The following is a 19,049-nucleotide window of genomic DNA, read 5'->3' on the forward strand; positions in this document are numbered from 1 at the left end:
GGCATGATCGTCTAACGTGTGCGCTCGCCCCTGACGAAACGCGCCCCTGGACGGTCGCCATGCTCTGCCGGACCTGCGGGGACACGCTGTCCCCGGTCGCGCCCGAGTGTCCGCGCTGCAACGGCCCGCAGGACCGGCGGCCGGTGCTCCCGGGGCTGCCGACGTACCGGGTGCGGGGCATCGGGCTGGCGGCGTCGATCGCCGTGGGGGCGACCGCCGTGATTTTTCTGCTCATGGCCCTGCTTCCCGTGCTGGGGTGGAACCTGGCCGAGCGGGCCGCCGCCGAGCGGCGCGCCGAGCTGCTGCTCGGCCCGCTGCTGGCCGATCTGGCGGGCAGCCTGTTGTTCGTGCTGGCCTATCTCACCGCGGCTGTCCTGGTGATCATCTGGACGTGGCGGGCGCGGAAGAACACCGACGCATTCCCGGGCGCCCGGCCGTCGCTCGGCCCGGGCTGGGCGATCGCCGGCTGGCTGGTGCCGTTCGCCAACTTCGTGGTGCCGGCCCGGGTGGTGTCCGGCATCGCCCGGGACAGCCTGTCGCGGCGGCGCGCTCCCGCGCTGGTCGCCGTCTGGTGGGCGGCATGGCTGCTGTTCAGCTTCGGCGAACGGATCGCCTCCCGGTCGGAGAGCCGGCGCGGTGACCGGCTGGCCGAGGACCCGGTGACCACCGCCGACTTCCAGGCCTATGCCGACTACTACCGGGACGCCCTGGGCCTGCGGTTGGCAGCGGCGGTCGCGGGCCTGGTCGCTGCCGTCGCGTTCGTGCTGCTGGTTCGGCGGATCTCGGCGGCCCAGCAGGACCGGATCGACCGAGGCGCGCCGGCCTGGCCGGTCACCCCCGGCATGACGCTCCCGCCCGGCGCCGCCAATCACCCATGGCCGGTGGCCACACCGTCGCCGCAGGTGACGGCCCCGCCCAACCCGGTGTCGCCGCCGGCCCCGCCGGTGGCGGGTGGCACGATCGGGGCATGACGGAACTGGTCGGCCTGGCCGACGTACGGGCCGCGCGGGAGCTGCTCGCCGGGGTCACCCGGACCACCCCGCTGGAGCCCTCCCGGCCGCTGAGCGCGGCCCTCGGCGGGCCGGTGTGGCTGAAGTGCGAGAACCTGCAGCGCGCCGGGTCGTACAAGGTGCGCGGCGCGTACGTGCGGATCTGCCGGCTGTCGGACGACGAGCGGGCCCGTGGCGTGGTCGCGGCCAGTGCCGGCAACCACGCCCAGGGGGTGGCGCTGGCCGCCGGGCTGGTCGGCACCCACGCCACCGTGTTCATGCCGGTCAACGCGCCGCTGCCGAAGGTGGCCGCCACCAAGGGGTACGGCGCGCAGGTCGAACTGGTCGGCAACACCGTGGACGAGTCCCTGGTGGCGGCGCAGACGTTCGCCGAGCGGACCGGGGCGGTGCTGATCCACCCGTTCGACCACGCCGACGTGATCGCCGGGCAGGGCACCGTGGCGCTGGAGATCCTGGAGCAGTGCCCGGAGGTGCGGACGATCGTCACCGGGGTCGGTGGCGGCGGCCTGGTGTCGGGCATGGCGGTGGCGGCGAAGGCGTTGCGGCCGGACGTACGGGTGGTGGGGGTGCAGGCGGCGACGGCGGCGGCCTTCCCGCCCTCGCTGGTGGCCGGCGAGCCGGTCCGGCTGCCGGCCTTCTCGACGATCGCCGACGGCATCGCGGTGGGCCGGCCCGGCGACATCACCTTCACCCACGTCCGCAAGCTGGTCGACGAGATCGTCACCGTCTCCGAGGAAGACATCTCGCGGGCGCTGCTGATGCTGCTGGAGCGGGGCAAGCAGGTGGTGGAGCCGGCCGGGGCGGTCGGGGTGGCCGCGCTGCTGGCGGGGGCGGTGTCGGTGGACACGCCGGTGGTGGCGGTGCTCTCCGGCGGCAACATCGACCCGCTGCTCATGCTGCGGGTGATCGAGCACGGGCTGGCGGCGGCCGGCCGGTACCTGCGGATCACCGTGCGCTGTTCGGACCGTCCGGGTCAGCTGGCCTCACTGCTGGCCCAGATCGCCGAGCACCGGGCCAACGTGGTCGACGTCGAGCACCAGCGGGCCAACCCGCATCTGCGGCTGGGCGAGGTCGAGGTGGCGCTCTCGGTGGAGACCCGCGGCGTGGCGCACTCCGACACGCTGATCGGCGCGCTGCGGGCCAGCGGTTACCAGGTCTTCGCCGCCCAGGACTGACGGCCGCGCCGGTGCAGTGTGGTTGCGGCGGTTTGCGGCATTCGGCGGTGTCCGGGGCTGGGGAAAGCCCGACATGCCGCACGTTGCCGGCGAGCTGCACGGAAGTGGGGACCGCCCCGGGCCGGGCCGGTCACCCGCACGAAGCGGCGACCGCCCCCGGTCGGGGGCGGTCGCCGCTTGGTCCGTGGTGGATCGTCAGCCGGCGAACGGCTCGAACTTGACGATCGTCACCTTGATGTCGGCGCCGCTCGGGGCGGTGTAGGTGCAGGTCTGGCCGGCGCGTCCACCGAGGATCGCCTTGCCCAGCGCCGATTCGGGGCTGTAGACGGTGAGGTCGGTGGTGGACGAGATCTCCCGGGAGCCGAGCAGGAACGTCTCGGTGTCCTCGGTGTCGTCATCGAAGTAGATGGTGACCACCGTGCCGGGCGCGACCGCGTCGGCGTTCGGCGCCTCGCCCACCTGCGCCGTGCGGAGCAACTCCTTGAGGTAGAGGATGCGGCCCTCGGCCTTGCCCTGCTCCTCGCGGGCGGCGTGGTAGCCGCCGTTCTCCCGCAGGTCGCCCTCTTCACGACGGGCGTTGATCTCGGCGGCGATGACCGGCCGGTTGGCGATCAGCTCATCGAGCTCGCCCTGGAGGCGGTCGTATGCGTCCCGGGACAGCCAGGTGGCGGGCGCCTCGTTGTCATTGGTGGACACCGGCGATCTCCTCGATAGGTGCGGACTGGCTGACAGGTGAATCTCCAACCTTACCAGCGCGGAACACGCCGGGGTGTCGTCGATCAGCGTCGGGCGCGGCCCGCCGGCCGGTCCACCGGCGTCCGGAGCGCCGGCCGGTGGCGGAGGTCAGGCCGGTGGCGGAGGTCAGGCCGCCGGGCGGCAGCGCAGCACCTCGCCGATGAACGGGCGGGCGGTGGTCGCCACCCGGTGCCGGGTGGTGACGTGGGTGTCGCCGGGGCGGGCGGTCACCGTCACCTCGTCGCGGCCCACCTCGGCGCCGGCGCGGTCGCGGGCGCGCAGCTGGCAGGTCGCCGAGCCCCCCGCCGGAACGGTCACCCGGAAGGTCACCTGCACCTGGGAGTCCGTGATGTCGGTGTACGTGATGAGCTGGGGGTCGTAGGCCGGATCGCCGTACTTCGCGTAGAGCTGCCAGGCGGCCAGCACCAGCCCGGCCAGCAGCACGGCGGCCAGCAGCGCGGCGGTCAGCGGACGCCGGCGGCCGGGCTCGCGGCGGCGGCCGTACCGGCCGGGCGGGAACACCGGCGCGCCCGGGGCAACTGTGGCGTGCGTCTCGTTCACCGGCGGGTATCTCCTGGCGTCGTTGTCGGTGGCATCGGCAAGAATGGCAGAGTCCATCTTCCCAGCCCGGTTTCCCGCCGAGGATGGCAGGTCGGCGCCCACGCCGACCCGTCACACCGGCCACGCCCGGGCGCCACGGGGGGAGATTCCGGCAGGTCAGCCGGTCGACCCGTACGGGCCTGCCGGCGGGCACAGACGAGGAGTGCCGAAGGTGGCAGAGCAACTGCGTCTCATGGCGGTGCACGCCCATCCCGACGACGAGTCGAGCAAGGGTGCGGCGACCATGGCGAAATACGTCGCCGAGGGCGTCGACGTCCTGGTCGTCACGTGCACCGGCGGCGAACGGGGCAGTGTGCTCAACCCCAAGATGGACCGGCCGGACGTCTGGGCGAACATCGCCGAGATCCGCCGGGCCGAGATGGACGCCGCCCGGGCGGTCCTCGGCGTCGAGCAGGCCTGGCTGGGCTTCGTGGATTCCGGGCTGCCCGAGGGTGACCCGCTGCCGCCGCTGCCCGACGGCTGCTTCGCGCTCCAGGACGTCGAGGTGGCCGCCGCCCCGCTGGTGCGGCTGATGCGCCAGTTCCGCCCGCACGTCGTCACCACGTACGACGAGGAGGGCGGCTACCCGCACCCGGACCACATCATGACCCACAAGGTCAGCGTCGCGGCCTTCGAGGCGGCCGGCGACCCGGAGCGGCACCCCGAGTTGGGTGAGCCGTGGCAGCCGCTCAAGCTCTACTACGACATCGGCTTCTCCCGGGGCAAGATCATGGCGCTGCACGAGGCGATGCTCGCGACCGGTCTGGAGTCGCCGTACGAGGACTGGCTCAAGCGTTGGGACGACCGCCCGGACAAGGGTCCCCGGATCACCACCCGGGTCGAGTGCGCGGAATACTTCCCGGTCCGCGACGACGCGCTGCGTGCGCACGCCACCCAGATCGACCCGGACGGCTTCTGGTTCCACGTGCCGATGGAGTTGCAGCGGCGGGCCTGGCCCACGGAGGACTTCCAGCTCGCCCGCTCGGTGGTCGACAGCCCGCTGCCCGAGTCGGATCTCTTCGCCGGGGTGCGCGAGACGGCCCACGCCCGCTGATCCGGGCACCGGGCTACGCTGAAACCCCACCGCACATCGGAGAACCACCATGCTGACCGCCGCCCAGGTGCTCGCGCAGAACAACTTCGGCGACACCCGCACGGGTGGTCTGGCCGGGCCGATGGGGCTCTTCCTCATCATTCTCCTGGCCACCGCCACCGTCCTGCTGATCCGCAACATGAACGCGCGACTGCGTCGGCTGCCCGACCGGTTCCCGGCGCCGGGCCGGCCGACCGGTTCCAGCGGGGCCGACCCGGAGGCCACCGATCCGACGGACGGGACCTTCACGCAGGAATCCGCGCCGAACGGGCCCAACGGCCACCAGCAGCGCCGAAACGGGTAGTCGGCGCGTGATTCACGCTGATCCCGGTCGTTGCCCCCTGTTGCGGGCACCGGGATTGGCTTAGCCTTCCGCCGGGGGGACCAAAAGTCCCCGGGCCGTGCGCGGAAGGGGGCGCCGATGAGCGGCACAGCTTCGGCCGTCCCGCGGCCGACGGGCGGAGTGGCCCGGTGACGTCCGGCAGCACGGGCGACGAGCCCGGCCCGGTGCCGTCCGGCGGTGCCGGTGACCCGCCCGATCGGCTCGACGAGGGCGGGGTCCAGGCGCGGTCGCAGTTGCTGACCCTCGCCGTCGCGCTGACCGCCCTGGCCGCCACGGTGGTGGGGTTGACCATGCCGGCGTCCCTGCCCGTCGACGACCCGACCCCGCCGGTCGCCCGCTTCGGTCTCGCGGTGGCGGCCTTCGCGCTGGCCCAGCTCGCCCGGCTGCGGTTCCGCACCGCCGCCGGGATGGTGAGCATCACCTGGGGCGAGGCCGCCCTGATCGTCTGCCTCTACCTGGTGCCCGCCGGCTGGCTGCCGGCGGCGGCGTTGCTCGGCACGGGCCTCGCCTGGACGGCGATGTCGGTGCTGGCCGACCGCCGGCCGGCCGTGGAGATCGTGCGCATCACGGCCTCGCTCACCGCCGCCACCGCGCTGGCGGTGACGGTCGCCACCGCCCTGGGGCAACCGCTGCTCGCCGCGCCGACCCCCGGGCTGGCCCTCGCCCTGGCCGCCGGCTCGGTGACCTACCTGCTGGTCACGGCGTGGCTGGGCGGGGCCCAGCTGGCGCTGCGGCACGGCGTGCCGATGGGCCCGCCGCTGCTGGTGGCGCTGCGCGGCAAGCTGCTGATGTTCGTCGGCAACGTCGCCGTCGGCCTGGTCGTGGTGGCCCTGCTGGAGCTCGACCCCCGCTGGCTGCTGCTCCTGCCGCCGCCGCTGTGGCTGCTGCAACAGACCTACCGGCACCGGCTCCGGGCGGACCAGGAACGCCGGACCTGGCGGGCCTTCGCGGACGCCACGGCCGCCCTCAACCAGCTCGACGAGCGGGGGGTGGCCGGTGCCGCGGTGGCCGGCGCGCTCGGCCTGTTCGGCGCGGAGACGGTCGACGTGGCGGTGGCCCGCAGCGGCGGCACCTGGTGGCGCTACCGGATGGACGCCAGCGGCCGGCTGCACGACCGCGCGATCGACCCGCCCGGCCGCGCCGAGCCGGGGCCGCACGAACTGGTCCGGGCGCTGGTCGTGGGGGACACCACGGTCGGTGAGCTGCGGGTCCGGTTCCCCCGGTCGGGGCCGCCGGGTGACCGGGAACGGGACGCGCTGGCCGCGTTCGGGGACGCCCTCGCCGCCGCGCTGCACGACGCCGCCACCCACGCCGAGCTGCGCCTGGTTACCGCCCAGTCGTCGTACGACGCGGTGCACGATCCGCTGACCGGGCTGATGAACCGGCGGGCCATGCTGGAGCGGGGCGACCAGGCGTTGCGCCGGCTCGCCCACGACCTGCCGGTGGCCCTGCTGCTGCTGGACGTCAACCAGTTCAAAGAGGTCAACGACACCCTCGGCCACGCGGCCGGCGACCAGTTGCTGCGGCTGACCGCCACCCGGCTGGGCGCCGTCGCCCGACCCGGCGACCTGCTCGGCCGGCTCGGCGGCGACGAGTTCGCCCTGCTGGTGACCTCGGTGCCGGTGGTCGGCGACCGGGCCGCCCCGCTGACGTACGCGCTGCGCACGGCCCGCGAGATCGCCGAGCGGCTGGCTGCGCCGACCGAGGTGGCCGGGCTGCGGATGTCGGTCGAGGTCTCCGTCGGGGTGGTGGTCGCCGACGCCGGCGCCGCCGACCTGACCGAGCTGCTGCGCCGGGCCGACATCGCGATGTACCAGGCCAAGGAGGGCGGCGGCAACGTCGCCGCGTACGACAGCGCCCGGGACGACGCCAGCACCGACCAGCTCGCGCTGCTGGCCGAGCTGCGCGAGGCGCTGGCGACCGACGACCAGCTGGTGCTGGCCCTGCAACCCGCGGTCGACCTGGCCACCGGCGCGCCGACCGGGGTGGAGGCGCTGATCCGGTGGCGGCATCCCCGGCGGGGCCTGCTCGGGCCGGCGGACTTCATCCGGCCGGTGGAGAACAGCGAACAGCTCGGCGCCTTCACCCGGTACGTGCTGGACAAGGCGCTGGGGGTGGCCGCCGAGTGGGCCCGGCAGGGCCTCGACGTGCCGATCTCGGTGAACCTGTCGGCGCGCAGCCTGCTCGACCGGGACCTGCCCGCCGAGATCGCCGACGCGCTGCGCCGGCACCAGGTGCCGCCGCACCGGCTGGTCCTGGAGATCACCGAGACGGTGGTGATGAGCGAGCTGGAGGTCATCGACGAGGTGCTGGCCAACCTCCGGTCGATGGGCGTGCAGCTGGCCGTGGACGACTTCGGGACCGGCTTCTCCTCGCTGACGTTCCTCACCCGGATCGCCGTCGACGAGTTGAAGGTGGACCGTTCCTTCGTGATCCGGATGGCCGACTCGCCGGAGGCGGCGGCGATCGTCCGGACCACCGTGGGCCTCGCCCACGAGCTGGGGCTGCGGGTGGTGGCCGAGGGGGTGGAGACCGCCGAGCAGCGGCTCACCCTGGCCGAGCTGGGCTGCACGGCGGCCCAGGGCTACCACTTCTTCAAGCCGATGCCGGCCGACAAGATCGGTGCGGTGCTGGGCACGCTGCGCGACTCGGCGGCGTCCAACGTGTTCCCGCTGCGGGCCGACGGGGCCTCCTGACCACCCCGCTCCCCAAAGAGCGCCGGCCGCCGCTCACTGCTCCATCGGCCAGCGCAGATCGTCGGGGCACACGCGGCCGGTCGCCCCGGTCACCTCCGCGAGCGAGTTTGCCGCGGCCAGCCGGCCGTCGGCGTTCGCCGAGCCGGTCACCAGTGTCCGCAACGCGCTGACCGCCGCCGCCCGATGCTCAGGTTGATCGCCGAGTTGCTCCGCCACCAGGCGCCGCCGACCGGCATCGTCGTCGGCCGGGCCGTCCAGTACGTTCCGCAACGCGGTGGTGGCCTCGGACATGCTGGTGGTCGCGGGATCGAGCCGAGCCAGTCCGAACAGGGCCAGCGCCGCCTCCGATGGTTGACCGGTCGGGTCCGCCGCCACCTTGCGCAGCGGCGCCAGCAGTATGCCGCGGTGGTCGCCTTCGTGATCCGCCAACGCGGCGGCAGCCAACAGCCGGTTCAAGACCGGCCCCGCGCCGGCGGCGACCTCCCCCAGCGCCCGGGTCGCGTCGCCGCGCCGGTTCGGGTCGAGGTGGGCAAGCTCGGACCGGGCCAGTGCCCGGTCGAGCGGCGAGTGACCCGTCGCGTCGGCAAGGGTCCGCAGCAGCTCTCCGGCGTCCGTCCGGTGCGGCCGGCCCAGCCGGCCGAGGTCGGCGGCGGCGGACCGCCGGTGCTCCGGCTCGGCGTTCGGGTCGGCGGCGATCTCGCGCAGGGCCGTCACCACGGTGGGCCGCGCGGACGGTCCGAATCGGACCAACAAGGTGACCGCGTACCGCCGTTGGGCCGGGGTGATCGTGCCGGTGCCGACGATCCGGGCCAGCTCCTGCCCGCCGCCGGCCCGGTCGGCGCCGACCACCGCCCGGGCCACCGCCGCCTCGGCCCGTTCCCAGGGATCGAGGCGCTCATCCGTGGACAGGTCGGTGAGCAGAACCCCGGCCGCGGCCCGGTGCGTCGCGCCGAGGCGGGCCAGGGACTCGGCGGCCAGCCGCCGGTACCACCCACGCAGTCTCTCGTCGGTGGCCATCGCGGTGAGCAGCCGGGCCGCCCGGTCCCGGTGGGCGGTGCCCAACGCGAGCAGGGCGTCCACCGCCCTGATGCGGTCGGCCGGGTCGCACCCCGCGTCGGCGGCGACGGTGACCAGGAGTTCGACGGCGTCGTAGCGGTGGCTCCCGACGATGCCGGCCAGCGCCGCCACCGCCAGCGCGTGGGTGAGCCGCGGCACTGCGGGCTGGGCGGCCAGCGCGGCGAGGATTTCCGTGCCGGTCCTGCGGTGGTCGGCGCCGAGGCCGGTGAGCAGCCGGGCCGCGGTCAACCGGTCGTGGTCGCCCAGCCGAGCATCCCGGGCCTGGCCGGCCAGGGCGGCTGCCGCCTCCGCGCGCGGGCGGGTGCCCAGTGCGGCGAGGGCCAGCGCGGCGGCCCGCCGGACGTACGGATCGACCCGCCCGCCGGTCGCCATCCGGCGCAGCGCGGCCCGACCGGCGGCCAGGCCGGGTGGGCCGAGTCCGCTCAGCGCCTCGGCCGCCTGGTAGCCACACCAGGAGTCGTCATCGTCGGTGATGGCGGTGAGCGCCCCGATGGCGGTCGCCACCGCCTCGGGCCCGTCGGTCCCCAGTTTCATCGCGGCCCTGCGCCGGGTGTCGGTGTCCACCCTGGGATCGGTGGCGAGCGCGTGGATCAGGGTCGCCTGCTCCGACGCCGCGAGGCCCAGCTCGCCCAGCAGGCTGATGCTGTAGTACCGGTCGTCCGGGTGCGCGGTCGGGTCGGCCGCGAGTTCCCGGAGGCGTTCGACGGCCGCCTCGTGATATTCCGGGACGGCCGTCGCCGTGACGACCAGCAGCCCCGCTCGTTCCAGCGCGCTGAGCTGCGGGGACGCCAGCGCTCGTGCACACAGCGCCGCCGTGCGGTGCCGATCGGCGCGGACCGCCACCAACGTCCGTATCGCCGGCAGCAGCACCCAGGCGGACGCCCACTCCTCGGTCATGTCGTGGAGCAGTTCCACCGCCTGGTCGTGATGGCGGCCGCCGAACGCGGCGAGCTGTCCTGCGGCCAGGCAACGGTCCGGCACCGAGCGGGTCGGGTCGGCCGCGAGCGCGGCCAACATCCCGGCCACCGGCCCCTCGTCGTCGACCAGGCCGGCCAGCGTCGAAAGCCCGTCCAGTTGCTGACGGGTGCTGGCGGTGGGGATCGCCACGATCTCCCGGAGCTGGCCCACCACCTCGGGCAGCATCGCCGGCCGCAACCGGCCCAGTTCCTCGGCCGCCAGGCGCCGCTGCTCCGGGGCGAGGGTGCCGTCGCCGGCGAGTTCGGCCAGGAGCCGCACCGCCTCGTCCCGGCCGGTGGCGTCCAGCCGGGCGAGGTCTGTCGACGCCGCCAGGCGTTCCCCCGCATCGGCGGTGGGGTCCGCGGCGACCTGCGCCGACACCGACCTGGCGTCGCCGGGGTGCGCACCCGCGCCCCACCCGGTCAGCAGCCGCCCCACGGCGCGGCGGTCCGCCGGCGCCAACGGTTCCTCGGCCAGCCGGCGGAGGGTGGCCGCCGCCGCGGCACCGCTGAGCGGACTCACCGTGGCCAGGGCGTACGTGGCCACCACCCGATCGGCCGGGGCGGAATGCGGGTGCCGGAGGACGTCGTTCATCAGCTCGACCAGCCGGCCAGCCGGCTCGATGCCGAGTCGGACCACGTGGGACGCGGCTTCGCAGCGCTCCGTCAGGGCGACGGTGGGGTCCACGACCAGGTCGAGGAGCGCGTCCGCCATCCGGGACCGCAGCGCCGGCGCCCCGTCGGCCACCAGTTGGACGGCCTGGCGACGATCCTGCGGCGGTACCGCCGGGTCGATCGCGACGGCGGCGAGCTGTTCGTGGGCGAAGGACCGTTGCGGTCCACCGAGCCGCGCCAGGCGCTGGGCGACCTCCCGCCGGTCGTGCGCGTCGGCTCTGGGATCGGCGAGGACGGCCCGGTAGGTGGACACCGCCTGGTCGCGGTGCGCCGAGCCCAGCGGGGACAGCGCCTCGGCGGCGATCCGCCGGGCGTATGCGGGAACGGTGGGGTCGGCGGCCACCCGCACCCAGACCTCGGCCACGTGCTGCCGCGGGACGTCGGTCAGCTTGCCCAATTCGTCCATCAGCTCCGACAGCCTCCACCACGGTGTCCGCGGGTCGTCGGGCATTCGTCGCTGGGCGGCCAGGGCCGGAGCCACCTGGTCCGCTGCGTACCGGGCCAGGGTCGTCAGGGCCAGCGCCTGCTCGATCGGCGGGGCGGTGTCGTCGGTGCCGATGGCGTCCAACACGGCCAGCGCCGCGCCGTGACCTGTCGGGTCGAGCTGGAGCAGCCGCCGTGCCGCGTCCACCCGGTGCTCGAGCGGGTTCCGCTCGTCGGTCGCGAAGGCGATCAGCAGTTCTCCGGCCATGGCCCGCTCGGCTTCGCCACCGATGGAGTAGAGGCTGTGGGCGGCGTCGATTCGTTCGTCCGCCGGTACGGTCGGGGTCCGGCTGAGCCAGGTCAGGATCTGGGACGCCCACTCGCGCCCCGGTTCGTCGAGGGTCGCCAGCGTGCTGCCCGCCGACCGGCGGTGCCACGTCGGCAGGAACCGATCGCGGCAGGCGGATCGAAGCACCTCGACCGCCGTGGCGTGCACCTCGCCACCCAGCTCGATGAGGTTCGTCAGGGCCCGCTGACGCTGGTGCCAGTCGACGTGCGGGTCGGTGGCCAACCGGGTGAACGCGTCGATCGCCAGCGCCCGTCGGTCGTCGTCGCCGGTCAGCAGCTGGCGGAGCATGTTGTCCTGGAGGGTGCCGTCGAGGGCACCGGTCAGCAGTTGCCGTAGTGCGGGCTCCGCGTCGCCGCGGCAGCGCGGCCCGTACTCGAGCAGGGCGTCGACCGCCTGCATCCGTGATCGTGCGTCCACGACCGGGGCGACCGCCAGGCGGCCCAGCAGCGGGGCCAGCGGGACCCGGCGATCGGGATGGAGCGCGGCAACCACCACGGTGGCGAGGATCTTGTCCTCCGTCGCGGCCAGCGGATGGCTCAGCAGCCACTCGGCCCATCGGGACACCTCGGCGACCTGTCCGGCGCCCAGCTTGGCCCACTCCCGGGCGGCGGTGGCGCGGGTCGCCGGGTCGACGGTGGGATCGATCGCGAGCAGCCGGAATGCCTGACCTGCTGGCTCGTGGTGTGCACTGCCGAGCCGGGCGAGTTGCTGGGCCATCGACAACCGGGTCGAACCGACGGTGGTCGGTTCGACCGCCATGCCGGCGAGCAACTCGCCGACCTGTCGGCGCCAGCTCCGGCCGAGATCGCGTACCTCGGACAAGGCGTTGAGTCGTTGGAACGGGTCGTGGGTCGGGTCCGCCGCCAACCGGAGCAGGATGTCGATGGCGTCGGCCCGACTCTCCGCGCCCAGTCTGGCCAGGCCCAGGGCCGCCTGGGTCCGGTCCCAGGGGTGCACGGTGGGGTCGGTGGCCGCGGCGGCCCAGAGCGCCGCGGCCCGCTGGTCGCCGCGGAACTCCAGGGTGGCTGCGGTCGCCCGGGCGAGCAGACGCTCACCGTTGTCCAGCGTGGGGTCGGTCGCCATCCGCCCGAACGCCCGGACCGCCTCGTCGCGGTGGACGCCGCCGAGCTGCGCGAGCGCCTGGCCGGCCTCCGTCCGATAGGTGTGGTACGCGGCGACGTCGTCGACGATCGAGACCAGCGCCCGGGCGGCCGCGCCGCGCCATTCCCCACCGAACTTGGCCAGCACCGCCGCAGCCAGGTGACGTTCCCAGTGGCTGACGGTCCCGTCGGTGGCGATGCGGTGCAGCAGGCCGGCCGCCTCGGGCCGGTACGACGCGCCGAGCTTGGTCAGCTCGGTGATCACCTCCAGCCGTTCGAACGGGCTGACCGAAGTGCTCGCCGAGAGCCGCCGCAGCACCTCGGCAGCCCGCTCCCGGTGCAGCGGGCCCAGCTTGGCCAGCACCGCGGCGGCGCGGCGGTGCAGTTGCGCGGGCGCCGGCTCGTCGAGCAGCGCGAGGAGTCTGGTCGCGCCCTCGTGGCGGGCGTGGAGCAGGCGGTCGGCCAGCAACTCGACGAGGGTGATCCGCGCCTCCCGGCTGACCTCGTCGGCGGTGAAGAGGGCCCAGAGTCGATCCCGGACCCAGGGATGCCGGACGAGTCCGGCGATGCTCTTCAGCTCGGGCGCCGCGGCACCGCTGAGCACCTGCTCCTCGGCCATGGTGAGCTGGCGGTCGATCTGCGCCGGGGTGCACGGCGCGCCCTGGCCGATCAGGTCGGAGGCGCACTCCTGCTGGTCCCGGGTGCCGCCCTGGAGCCAGTTCAGCAGGTCCGGCTCATCCGGGTGCAGATGCAGCCGGTGCAGCAGCACCCGCTCGGCGGACTCGTCGCCCAGCAGCACCGCCCGGATCAGCGCCTCCCACTCCGGATGTGTCGGGTCGAAGGCGGGCGGTAGCCGTTTGGCGGTGGCGGTGGCGGCCAGATGCTCGGCGAACGTCTGGTGCAGGAAGCGGACCCGGGGCCCGTGCCGGCTCAACAGCCCGGTCTGCGACAGCCACTCCGCGACCGGGTTCTCCCAGCCCGGCGGCAGGCCCGCCGACGCCGGCAGCACCCGCTCGGCGACCTCCAGCAGCGGGGTCTCGCTGGTGGTGTAGGCGGTGGCCAACTCCTCCAGCAGGTCGTCCCGGTGCGCACGCAACCAGCCGGCCACCTCCGGGCCGCCCGGCAGGCGGTGCAGCGTCTCCAGGGCGGCCTCGGCGTTGCCGGCGCGCACCTGTGCGTACTGGTCGACGTAGCGGGTGTAGAGCTCGTAGCGGCTGCTCGGCAGCCGCCGGTCGCCGCTGTTCTCGAACACCTCGGCGGCGACCCGGGCCAGCAGTGGCACGGTGAGCACCCCACCCAGGCCGGCGTCGTCCACCTGGCCGAGGAACTCCGCCGACAACCGGGCCCCGGCGGCGGTCTCCTCCGGATCGAACCAGCGGTGGGCGAACATCTCCAGCGCCGGCCGGTCGAACGGTTGCAGCTCGTAGAAGCCGACCGAGGCCCCCTGGATCCGCTCGATCTCACCCGGTGCCAGCGGCCGGGTGGTCACCACGAAACGCGCCGGGCCGGGTGCGGACATCCGCAGGGCGAGCGCGGTGACCAACCGGTCCCGGACGGCCGGGTCCGGCACCTCGTCGAGGGCGTCGATGACGACCAGCCAGCGCAAGCCGCGTACCGGTTCGGTGAACTGTCGGGCCGGTACGTCGCTGTCGGCGAGCACGGCGTACTCGCTGCTGGCGGCAGCCTGGAGGACCTGCCCCCAGGTGCGATCCTCGCGCAACTGGGCGGCGACCACCCGGGCCGGCAGCATCAGGGGGACGAGCGGCGTGCCGAGCGGTGCGGCGGCCCCGGGGTCCCGCAGGGCGGCGATCAGCTCGCCGACCAGGTGCCGGCCCAGGGTGGACTTGCCGAGACCGGCGGCGCCCTCGATGACCAGGTGCTCGTGCTGGTCGACCACCTCGTCGAAGGGTTGGGCCAGCCGGGACGCCCGGCGGTCGTCCTCGATGATCACCGGTTCGTCGAACTCGTCCTCCTCCCGCCAGCGGCGGACCTCGGTGGGCGCGGCGACGCTCTGCTGGACGTAGACGCTCGACAGTGACACCCGCCGGCCCCGCTGCGGGTAGAGCGGGTCCTCCGCCACCCCGGCCATCACGTGCAGCAGGTCCCGCAGGGCGGCCGGCAGGTCGGCCAGGGCCGGTTGTCCCGCGACCGGTGCCGGCCCGGTGTCGATGGTGGGTGCGGTGGCCGGCGGTAGCACCGGCAGCGGCCCCAGGGGCGGCTCCGGGTGCAGTTCCTGGCCGGTGAGCACCCGCAGCAACTGCTCCGCGCCGACGTCGGTGAACTCGGTGACGGGGAACGACGTGGCGGCGTACGGCTGGAGGAACGCGGGCAGTTCCTCGACGGACCGTCCGGGCAGCACCACGGGCAGCATGCGGCGTATCCAGCGCGGCCGGTCCATGGTCAGCCGGTCGCGCAGCAGTGCCGCCTCGAACTGCACCCCTCGACCGTCGTCCGGCTCGGCGGTGCCCTCGGCCCGTCGCCGGTACGCCGGGGAGGCGACCACCAGCACGAAGTCGGCCGTGTCGATCTCGCGGGCCATCCACAGCGACCAGTCCTGGCGTTCCCGGGCGGCCGAGAGGTCGAGGGTGGCGTCGATGCCCCGGCTGCGCAGGAACGTCCAGAGCCCACGGACCGCCTCGCGGTGTTCCGGTGAGTCGTGGGCGTACGAGATGAAGACCTTCGGCCGGTGGCTCACCGGTCCATCTCAACCGAACTCCCATCCGGAGTCATGTTCATGGATCGGAGTGTCACCATCCGGACAGGGCTGGATATGGTCGTCGGGTGAACCGACTCGCCGACGCCACCTCGCCGTACCTGCTCCAGCACGCGGACAACCCGGTCGACTGGTGGCCGTGGTGCGCGGAGGCGTTCGCCGAGGCGAAGCGCCGGGACGTGCCGGTGCTCATCTCGGTCGGCTACGCCGCCTGCCACTGGTGCCATGTGATGGCGCACGAGTCGTTCGAGCACGAGCAGGTCGGCGCGGTGCTCAACGAGAGCTTCGTGTCGATCAAGGTGGACCGGGAGGAGCGGCCGGACGTCGACGCGGTCTACATGACCGCGACCCAGGCGATGACCGGGCAGGGCGGCTGGCCGATGACGGTCTTCGCCACACCGGACGGCACGCCGTTCTTCTGCGGCACGTACTTTCCTCGGCCGAACTTCCTGCGGCTGCTGGAGTCGGTCACCACCGCCTGGCGGGACCAGCGCGAGGCGGTGCTGCGCCAGGGCGCCGCGGTGGTCGAGGCGATCGGCGGCGCCCAGGCCGTGGGCGGGCCGACCGCCCCGCTCACCGCCGAACTGCTCGACGCCGCCGCCGACCAGCTCGCCCGGGAGTACGACGAGACGAACGGCGGCTTCGGCGGCGCTCCGAAGTTCCCACCGCACATGAACCTGCTCTTCCTGCTGCGCCACCACCAGCGCACCGGCTCGCCGCGCAGCCTGGAGATCGTCCGGCACACCTGCGAGGCGATGGCCCGCGGCGGCATCTACGACCAGCTGGCCGGCGGCTTCGCCCGCTACTCGGTGGACGGGCACTGGACCGTGCCGCACTTCGAGAAGATGCTCTACGACAACGCCCTGCTGCTGCGGGTCTACACCCAGCTGTGGCGGCTCACCGGCGACCCGCTGGCCCGCCGGGTGGCCCGGGACGTCGCCCGGTTCCTCGCCGACGAGCTGCACCGGCCCGGGGAGGGCTTCGCCTCGGCGCTGGACGCCGACACCGAGGGCGTGGAGGGGCTCACCTACGCGTGGACCCCGGCGCAGCTGGTCGAGGCACTGGGCGAGTCCGACGGCCGCTGGGCCGCCGACCTGTTCGGGGTGACCGAGACCGGCACCTTCGAACACGGCAGCAGCGTGCTGCGGCTGGCCCGGGACGTCGACGACGCCGACCCGGCGGTCCGGGCCCGCTGGCGGGACGTGGCCGGCCGGCTGCTGGCCGCCCGGGACGCCCGCCCCCAGCCGGCCCGCGACGACAAGGTGGTGGCCGCCTGGAACGGGCTGGCGATCACCGCGATCGCCGAGTTCCTCCAGGTCGCCGCCCTGTACGAGGATCCGGCGGCGGAGGACGCCAACCTGATGGACGGGGTGGCCATCGTCGCCGACGGGGCGATGCGGGACACCGCCGAGCACCTGGCCCGGGTGCACCTGGTCGACGGTCGGCTGCGTCGCGCCTCCCGCCACAAGCAGGTCGGCGAGCCGGCCGGGGTGCTGGAGGACTACGGCGCCGTGGCCGAGGCGTTCTGCGCCCTGCACCAGGTCACCGGCGAGGGGCGCTGGCTGGAGCTGGCCGGGGGGCTGCTGGACACCGCACTGGCCCGGTTCGCCGCCCCGGACGGCGGCTTCTACGACACCGCCGACGACGCCGAGCGACTGGTGGCCCGGCCGGCCGACCCGACCGACAACGCCACCCCGTCCGGCCGCTCGGCGATCGTGGCGGCGCTGGTGGCGTACGCGGCGTTGACCGGGGAGACGCGCTACCGGGAGGCGGCGGAGGCCGCCCTGTCGACCGTCGCGCCGATCGTCGGGCGGCACGCCCGGTTCACCGGGTACGCGGCCACCGTCGGCGAGGCGCTGCTCTCCGGGCCGTACGAGATCGCGGTGGCCACCGACGGCGACCCGGCGGCGGATCCGCTGGTCGCCGCCGCCCACCGGCACGCCCCGCCCGGCGCGGTGGTGGTGGCCGGCCGCCCGGACCAGCCCGGCGTGCCGCTGCTGGCGGACCGGCCGCTGGTCGACGGGCGGCCCACCGCGTACGTCTGCCGGGGGTTCGTCTGCCAGCGGCCGGTGACCTCGGTCGACGACCTGGTGGCCCAGCTCGGCTGAGGCCCGATGGCCCGGGCCGCCCTCGCGGTCCGGGCGGCCGGCGGCCCGGATAGGCTGGCGGCGCTATGGATTCCCGTACCGGTCTGCCCGTCGTCGGCATGGTGGGCGGGGGCCAGCTGGCCCGGATGACCCACCAGGCCGCCATCGCCCTCGGCCAGTCACTGCGCGTGCTGGCGCTCGCCCCCGACGACGGCGCCGCGCTGGTCGCCGCCGACGTGCAGTACGGCGACCACACCGACCTGGCCGCCCTGCGCACCTTCGCCAAGGGCTGTGACGTGGTCACCTTCGACCACGAGCACGTACCCAACGCGCACATCCGCGCGCTCGCCGACGAGGGCGTGCGGCTCTTCCCGCCGGCCGAGGCGCTGGTGCACGCGCAGGACAAGCGGATCATGCGGGAGCGGCTGGGCGAGCTGGGCGCGCCGATCCCGGCCTGGCGTCCGGTGGAGTCCCCGGCCGACCTGGTCGCGTTCGGCGAGGAGACCGGCTGGCCGGTGGTGCTCAAGGCCGCCCGGGGTGGCTACGACGGCCGGGGCGTGTGGATGGTCGGCGACGCGGCGCAGGCCGCCGAGCTGGCCGGCACGCTGCTCGCCGGTGGCAGCTCGCTGATCGTCGAGGAGCGGGTGGCGTTGCGCCGGGAGTTGGCCGTGCAGGTGGCCCGGTCGCCGTTCGGGCAGGTCGCGGCGTATCCCGTGGTGGAGACCGTGCAGCGGGACGGCATCTGTGTCGAGGTGCTGGCACCGGCGCCCGGCCTGTCGGAGGAGTTGGCGGTCGCCGCCCAGCAGCTCGCCATCGACCTGGCCACCGGGCTCGGCGTGGTGGGCCTGCTGGCCGTGGAGCTGTTCGAGACGCCCGCCGGGTTGGTGGTCAACGAGCTGGCCATGCGCCCGCACAACTCCGGGCACTGGACCATCGAGGGGGCGCGGACGTCGCAGTTCGAGCAGCACCTGCGGGCGGTGCTCGACTATCCGATGGGGGACACGTCGCTGACCGCGCCGGTGGTGGTGATGGCGAACGTCCTCGGTGGCGAGCCCGGCGGGATGTCCATCGACGAGCGGCTGCACCACCTGTTCGCCGCCGAGCCGGCCGCCAAGGTCCACCTGTACGGCAAGCAGGTGCGCCCCGGCCGGAAGATCGGGCACGTGACGGTGCTCGGCGACGACCTGGACGACGTACGGGCGCGGGCCGCGCGGGCCGCCCGTTGGCTGCGGGAGGGGCAGGAGTGACGGACCGGGCTGGCACGGACGGGCGGCGGGCCGGCACGGCCACCGTCGGGCTGATCATGGGCAGCGACTCGGACTGGCCGACCATGCGGGCGGCGGCCGGGGCGCTCGACGAGTTCGGCGTCTCGTACGAGGTCCAGGTGATCTCCGCGCACCGGACCCCGGTCAAGATGATCGAGTACGGGCGGGCCGCCGCCGGGCGGGGCCTGAAGGTGATCATCGCCGGCGCCGGTGGCGCAGCCGCGCTGCCCGGCATGGTCGCCTCGGTGACGCCGCTGCCGGTGATCGGCGTGCCGGTGCCGCTGAAGCACCTGGACGGCATGGATTCGCTGCTGTCCATCGTGCAGATGCCGGCCGGGGTGCCGGTGGCCACGGTCTCCATCGGCAACGCCCGCAACGCCGGGCTGCTGGCGGTCCGGATCCTGGCCGCCGCCGACCCGGAACTGCTGGACCGCATGACGGCCTACCAGGCCGACCTGGAGGAGCTCGTCGCCGAGAAGGACGCCGCCCTCCGCGCCTCCCTGAGCTGAGCCGGTTCGCGCGCGTCGCGCCCCGGCCGTGCTGACCGTTCCCTCAACGGGCGTGTCCGGACGGTTGGAACTGGTCACCACGGCCGATCGCCCCGCTGACCGAGCGATCTCCGGGAAGAGCGCGCGGGCATGGCCAGGATCATCGCGAACGGGCGCGACGGCCACGTGGCGTAATGGCGCCGACGGATGCCGCTCTGATCACCCTGCGTAACCGACCCTTGGCGGCCCAACTCCTTCCCGCCA

The 19,049-nt window shown here is 74.4% G+C and carries 11 protein-coding genes; 8 read left to right on the forward strand and 3 right to left on the reverse strand.

Features of this window, described 5'->3' with window-relative positions:
- Window positions 1-59 precede the first annotated feature (59 nt).
- Window positions 60-971, forward strand: a complete 912-nt coding sequence (locus tag K7640_RS09855; RefSeq protein ID WP_222954450.1) for a DUF4328 domain-containing protein — start codon at window positions 60-62, stop codon at window positions 969-971.
- Window positions 968-2,185 carry a threonine ammonia-lyase gene (gene ilvA, locus K7640_RS09860; protein ID WP_222954451.1) on the forward strand — a complete coding sequence of 406 codons (1,218 nt, stop codon included), beginning with the start codon at window positions 968-970 and terminating at the stop codon, window positions 2,183-2,185. Before K7640_RS09855 ends, ilvA begins: the two co-directional genes overlap by 4 nt.
- 195 nt (window positions 2,186-2,380) lie before the next feature.
- Here the strand turns inward: ilvA and greA are convergent, their stop codons facing one another.
- A complete protein-coding gene (gene greA / locus K7640_RS09865; RefSeq protein ID WP_222954452.1) occupies window positions 2,381-2,881 on the reverse strand; it encodes a transcription elongation factor GreA in 501 nt (166 codons plus the stop codon).
- Window positions 2,882-3,046: 165 nt separating this feature from the next.
- Window positions 3,047-3,481 carry a DUF4307 domain-containing protein gene (locus tag K7640_RS09870; RefSeq protein ID WP_222954453.1) on the reverse strand — a complete coding sequence of 145 codons (435 nt, stop codon included), beginning with the start codon at window positions 3,479-3,481 and terminating at the stop codon, window positions 3,047-3,049.
- Between the two features lie 211 nt (window positions 3,482-3,692).
- Between K7640_RS09870 and mca the strand changes: the two genes are divergently transcribed.
- From mca to K7640_RS09885, 3 genes are all read left to right on the forward strand, one after another.
- Window positions 3,693-4,574: a mycothiol conjugate amidase Mca gene (mca, locus tag K7640_RS09875; RefSeq protein ID WP_222954454.1), complete on the forward strand. Its 882-nt coding sequence runs from the start codon at window positions 3,693-3,695 to the stop codon at window positions 4,572-4,574.
- A 49-nt stretch (window positions 4,575-4,623) separates the two neighbouring features.
- Window positions 4,624-4,917 (forward strand): hypothetical protein, encoded by a 294-nt coding sequence (locus K7640_RS09880; protein ID WP_222954455.1) that lies wholly within the window; start codon window positions 4,624-4,626, stop codon window positions 4,915-4,917.
- A 329-nt stretch (window positions 4,918-5,246) separates the two neighbouring features.
- Window positions 5,247-7,652 (forward strand): bifunctional diguanylate cyclase/phosphodiesterase, encoded by a 2,406-nt coding sequence (locus K7640_RS09885; protein WP_222954748.1) that lies wholly within the window; start codon window positions 5,247-5,249, stop codon window positions 7,650-7,652.
- 33 nt (window positions 7,653-7,685) lie between these two features.
- Here K7640_RS09885 and K7640_RS09890 read toward each other — a convergent pair whose 3' ends face one another.
- Window positions 7,686-14,927 carry a TIR domain-containing protein gene (locus K7640_RS09890; RefSeq protein ID WP_222954456.1) on the reverse strand — a complete coding sequence of 2,414 codons (7,242 nt, stop codon included), beginning with the start codon at window positions 14,925-14,927 and terminating at the stop codon, window positions 7,686-7,688.
- An 86-nt stretch (window positions 14,928-15,013) separates the two neighbouring features.
- Here K7640_RS09890 and K7640_RS09895 point away from each other — a divergent pair, with 86 nt between their 5' ends.
- From K7640_RS09895 to purE, 3 genes are all read left to right on the forward strand, one after another.
- Window positions 15,014-17,053, forward strand: a complete 2,040-nt coding sequence (locus K7640_RS09895) for a thioredoxin domain-containing protein (protein ID WP_222954457.1) — start codon at window positions 15,014-15,016, stop codon at window positions 17,051-17,053.
- A gap of 65 nt (window positions 17,054-17,118) precedes the next feature.
- The gene (locus K7640_RS09900; RefSeq protein WP_222954458.1) at window positions 17,119-18,279 is read left to right on the forward strand and encodes a 5-(carboxyamino)imidazole ribonucleotide synthase; all 1,161 of its coding nucleotides are present in this window, start codon (window positions 17,119-17,121) and stop codon (window positions 18,277-18,279) included.
- 56 nt (window positions 18,280-18,335) lie between these two features.
- Window positions 18,336-18,806, forward strand: coding sequence for a 5-(carboxyamino)imidazole ribonucleotide mutase (gene purE / locus K7640_RS09905; protein WP_222954749.1), 471 nt, complete (start codon window positions 18,336-18,338; stop codon window positions 18,804-18,806).
- The last annotated feature ends 243 nt before the right edge of the window (window positions 18,807-19,049 follow it).

Origin of the sequence: Micromonospora sp. PLK6-60, from assembly GCF_019890675.1 — a bacterium.
GTDB lineage: Bacteria > Actinomycetota > Actinomycetes > Mycobacteriales > Micromonosporaceae > Micromonospora.

Excerpts from the sequence above, each read along its gene's own strand:
- K7640_RS09880 (WP_222954455.1), top strand. The coding sequence starts at position 4,624 with ATGCTGACCGCCGCCCAGGTGCTCGCGCAGAACAACTTCGGCGACACC.
- K7640_RS09885 (WP_222954748.1), top strand. The coding sequence starts at position 5,247 with ATGCCGGCGTCCCTGCCCGTCGACGACCCGACCCCGCCGGTCGCCCGC.
- ilvA (WP_222954451.1), top strand. The coding sequence starts at position 968 with ATGACGGAACTGGTCGGCCTGGCCGACGTACGGGCCGCGCGGGAGCTG.
- K7640_RS09900 (WP_222954458.1), top strand. The coding sequence starts at position 17,119 with ATGGATTCCCGTACCGGTCTGCCCGTCGTCGGCATGGTGGGCGGGGGC.
- K7640_RS09855 (WP_222954450.1), top strand. The coding sequence starts at position 60 with ATGCTCTGCCGGACCTGCGGGGACACGCTGTCCCCGGTCGCGCCCGAG.
- purE (WP_222954749.1), top strand. The coding sequence starts at position 18,336 with ATGGGCAGCGACTCGGACTGGCCGACCATGCGGGCGGCGGCCGGGGCG.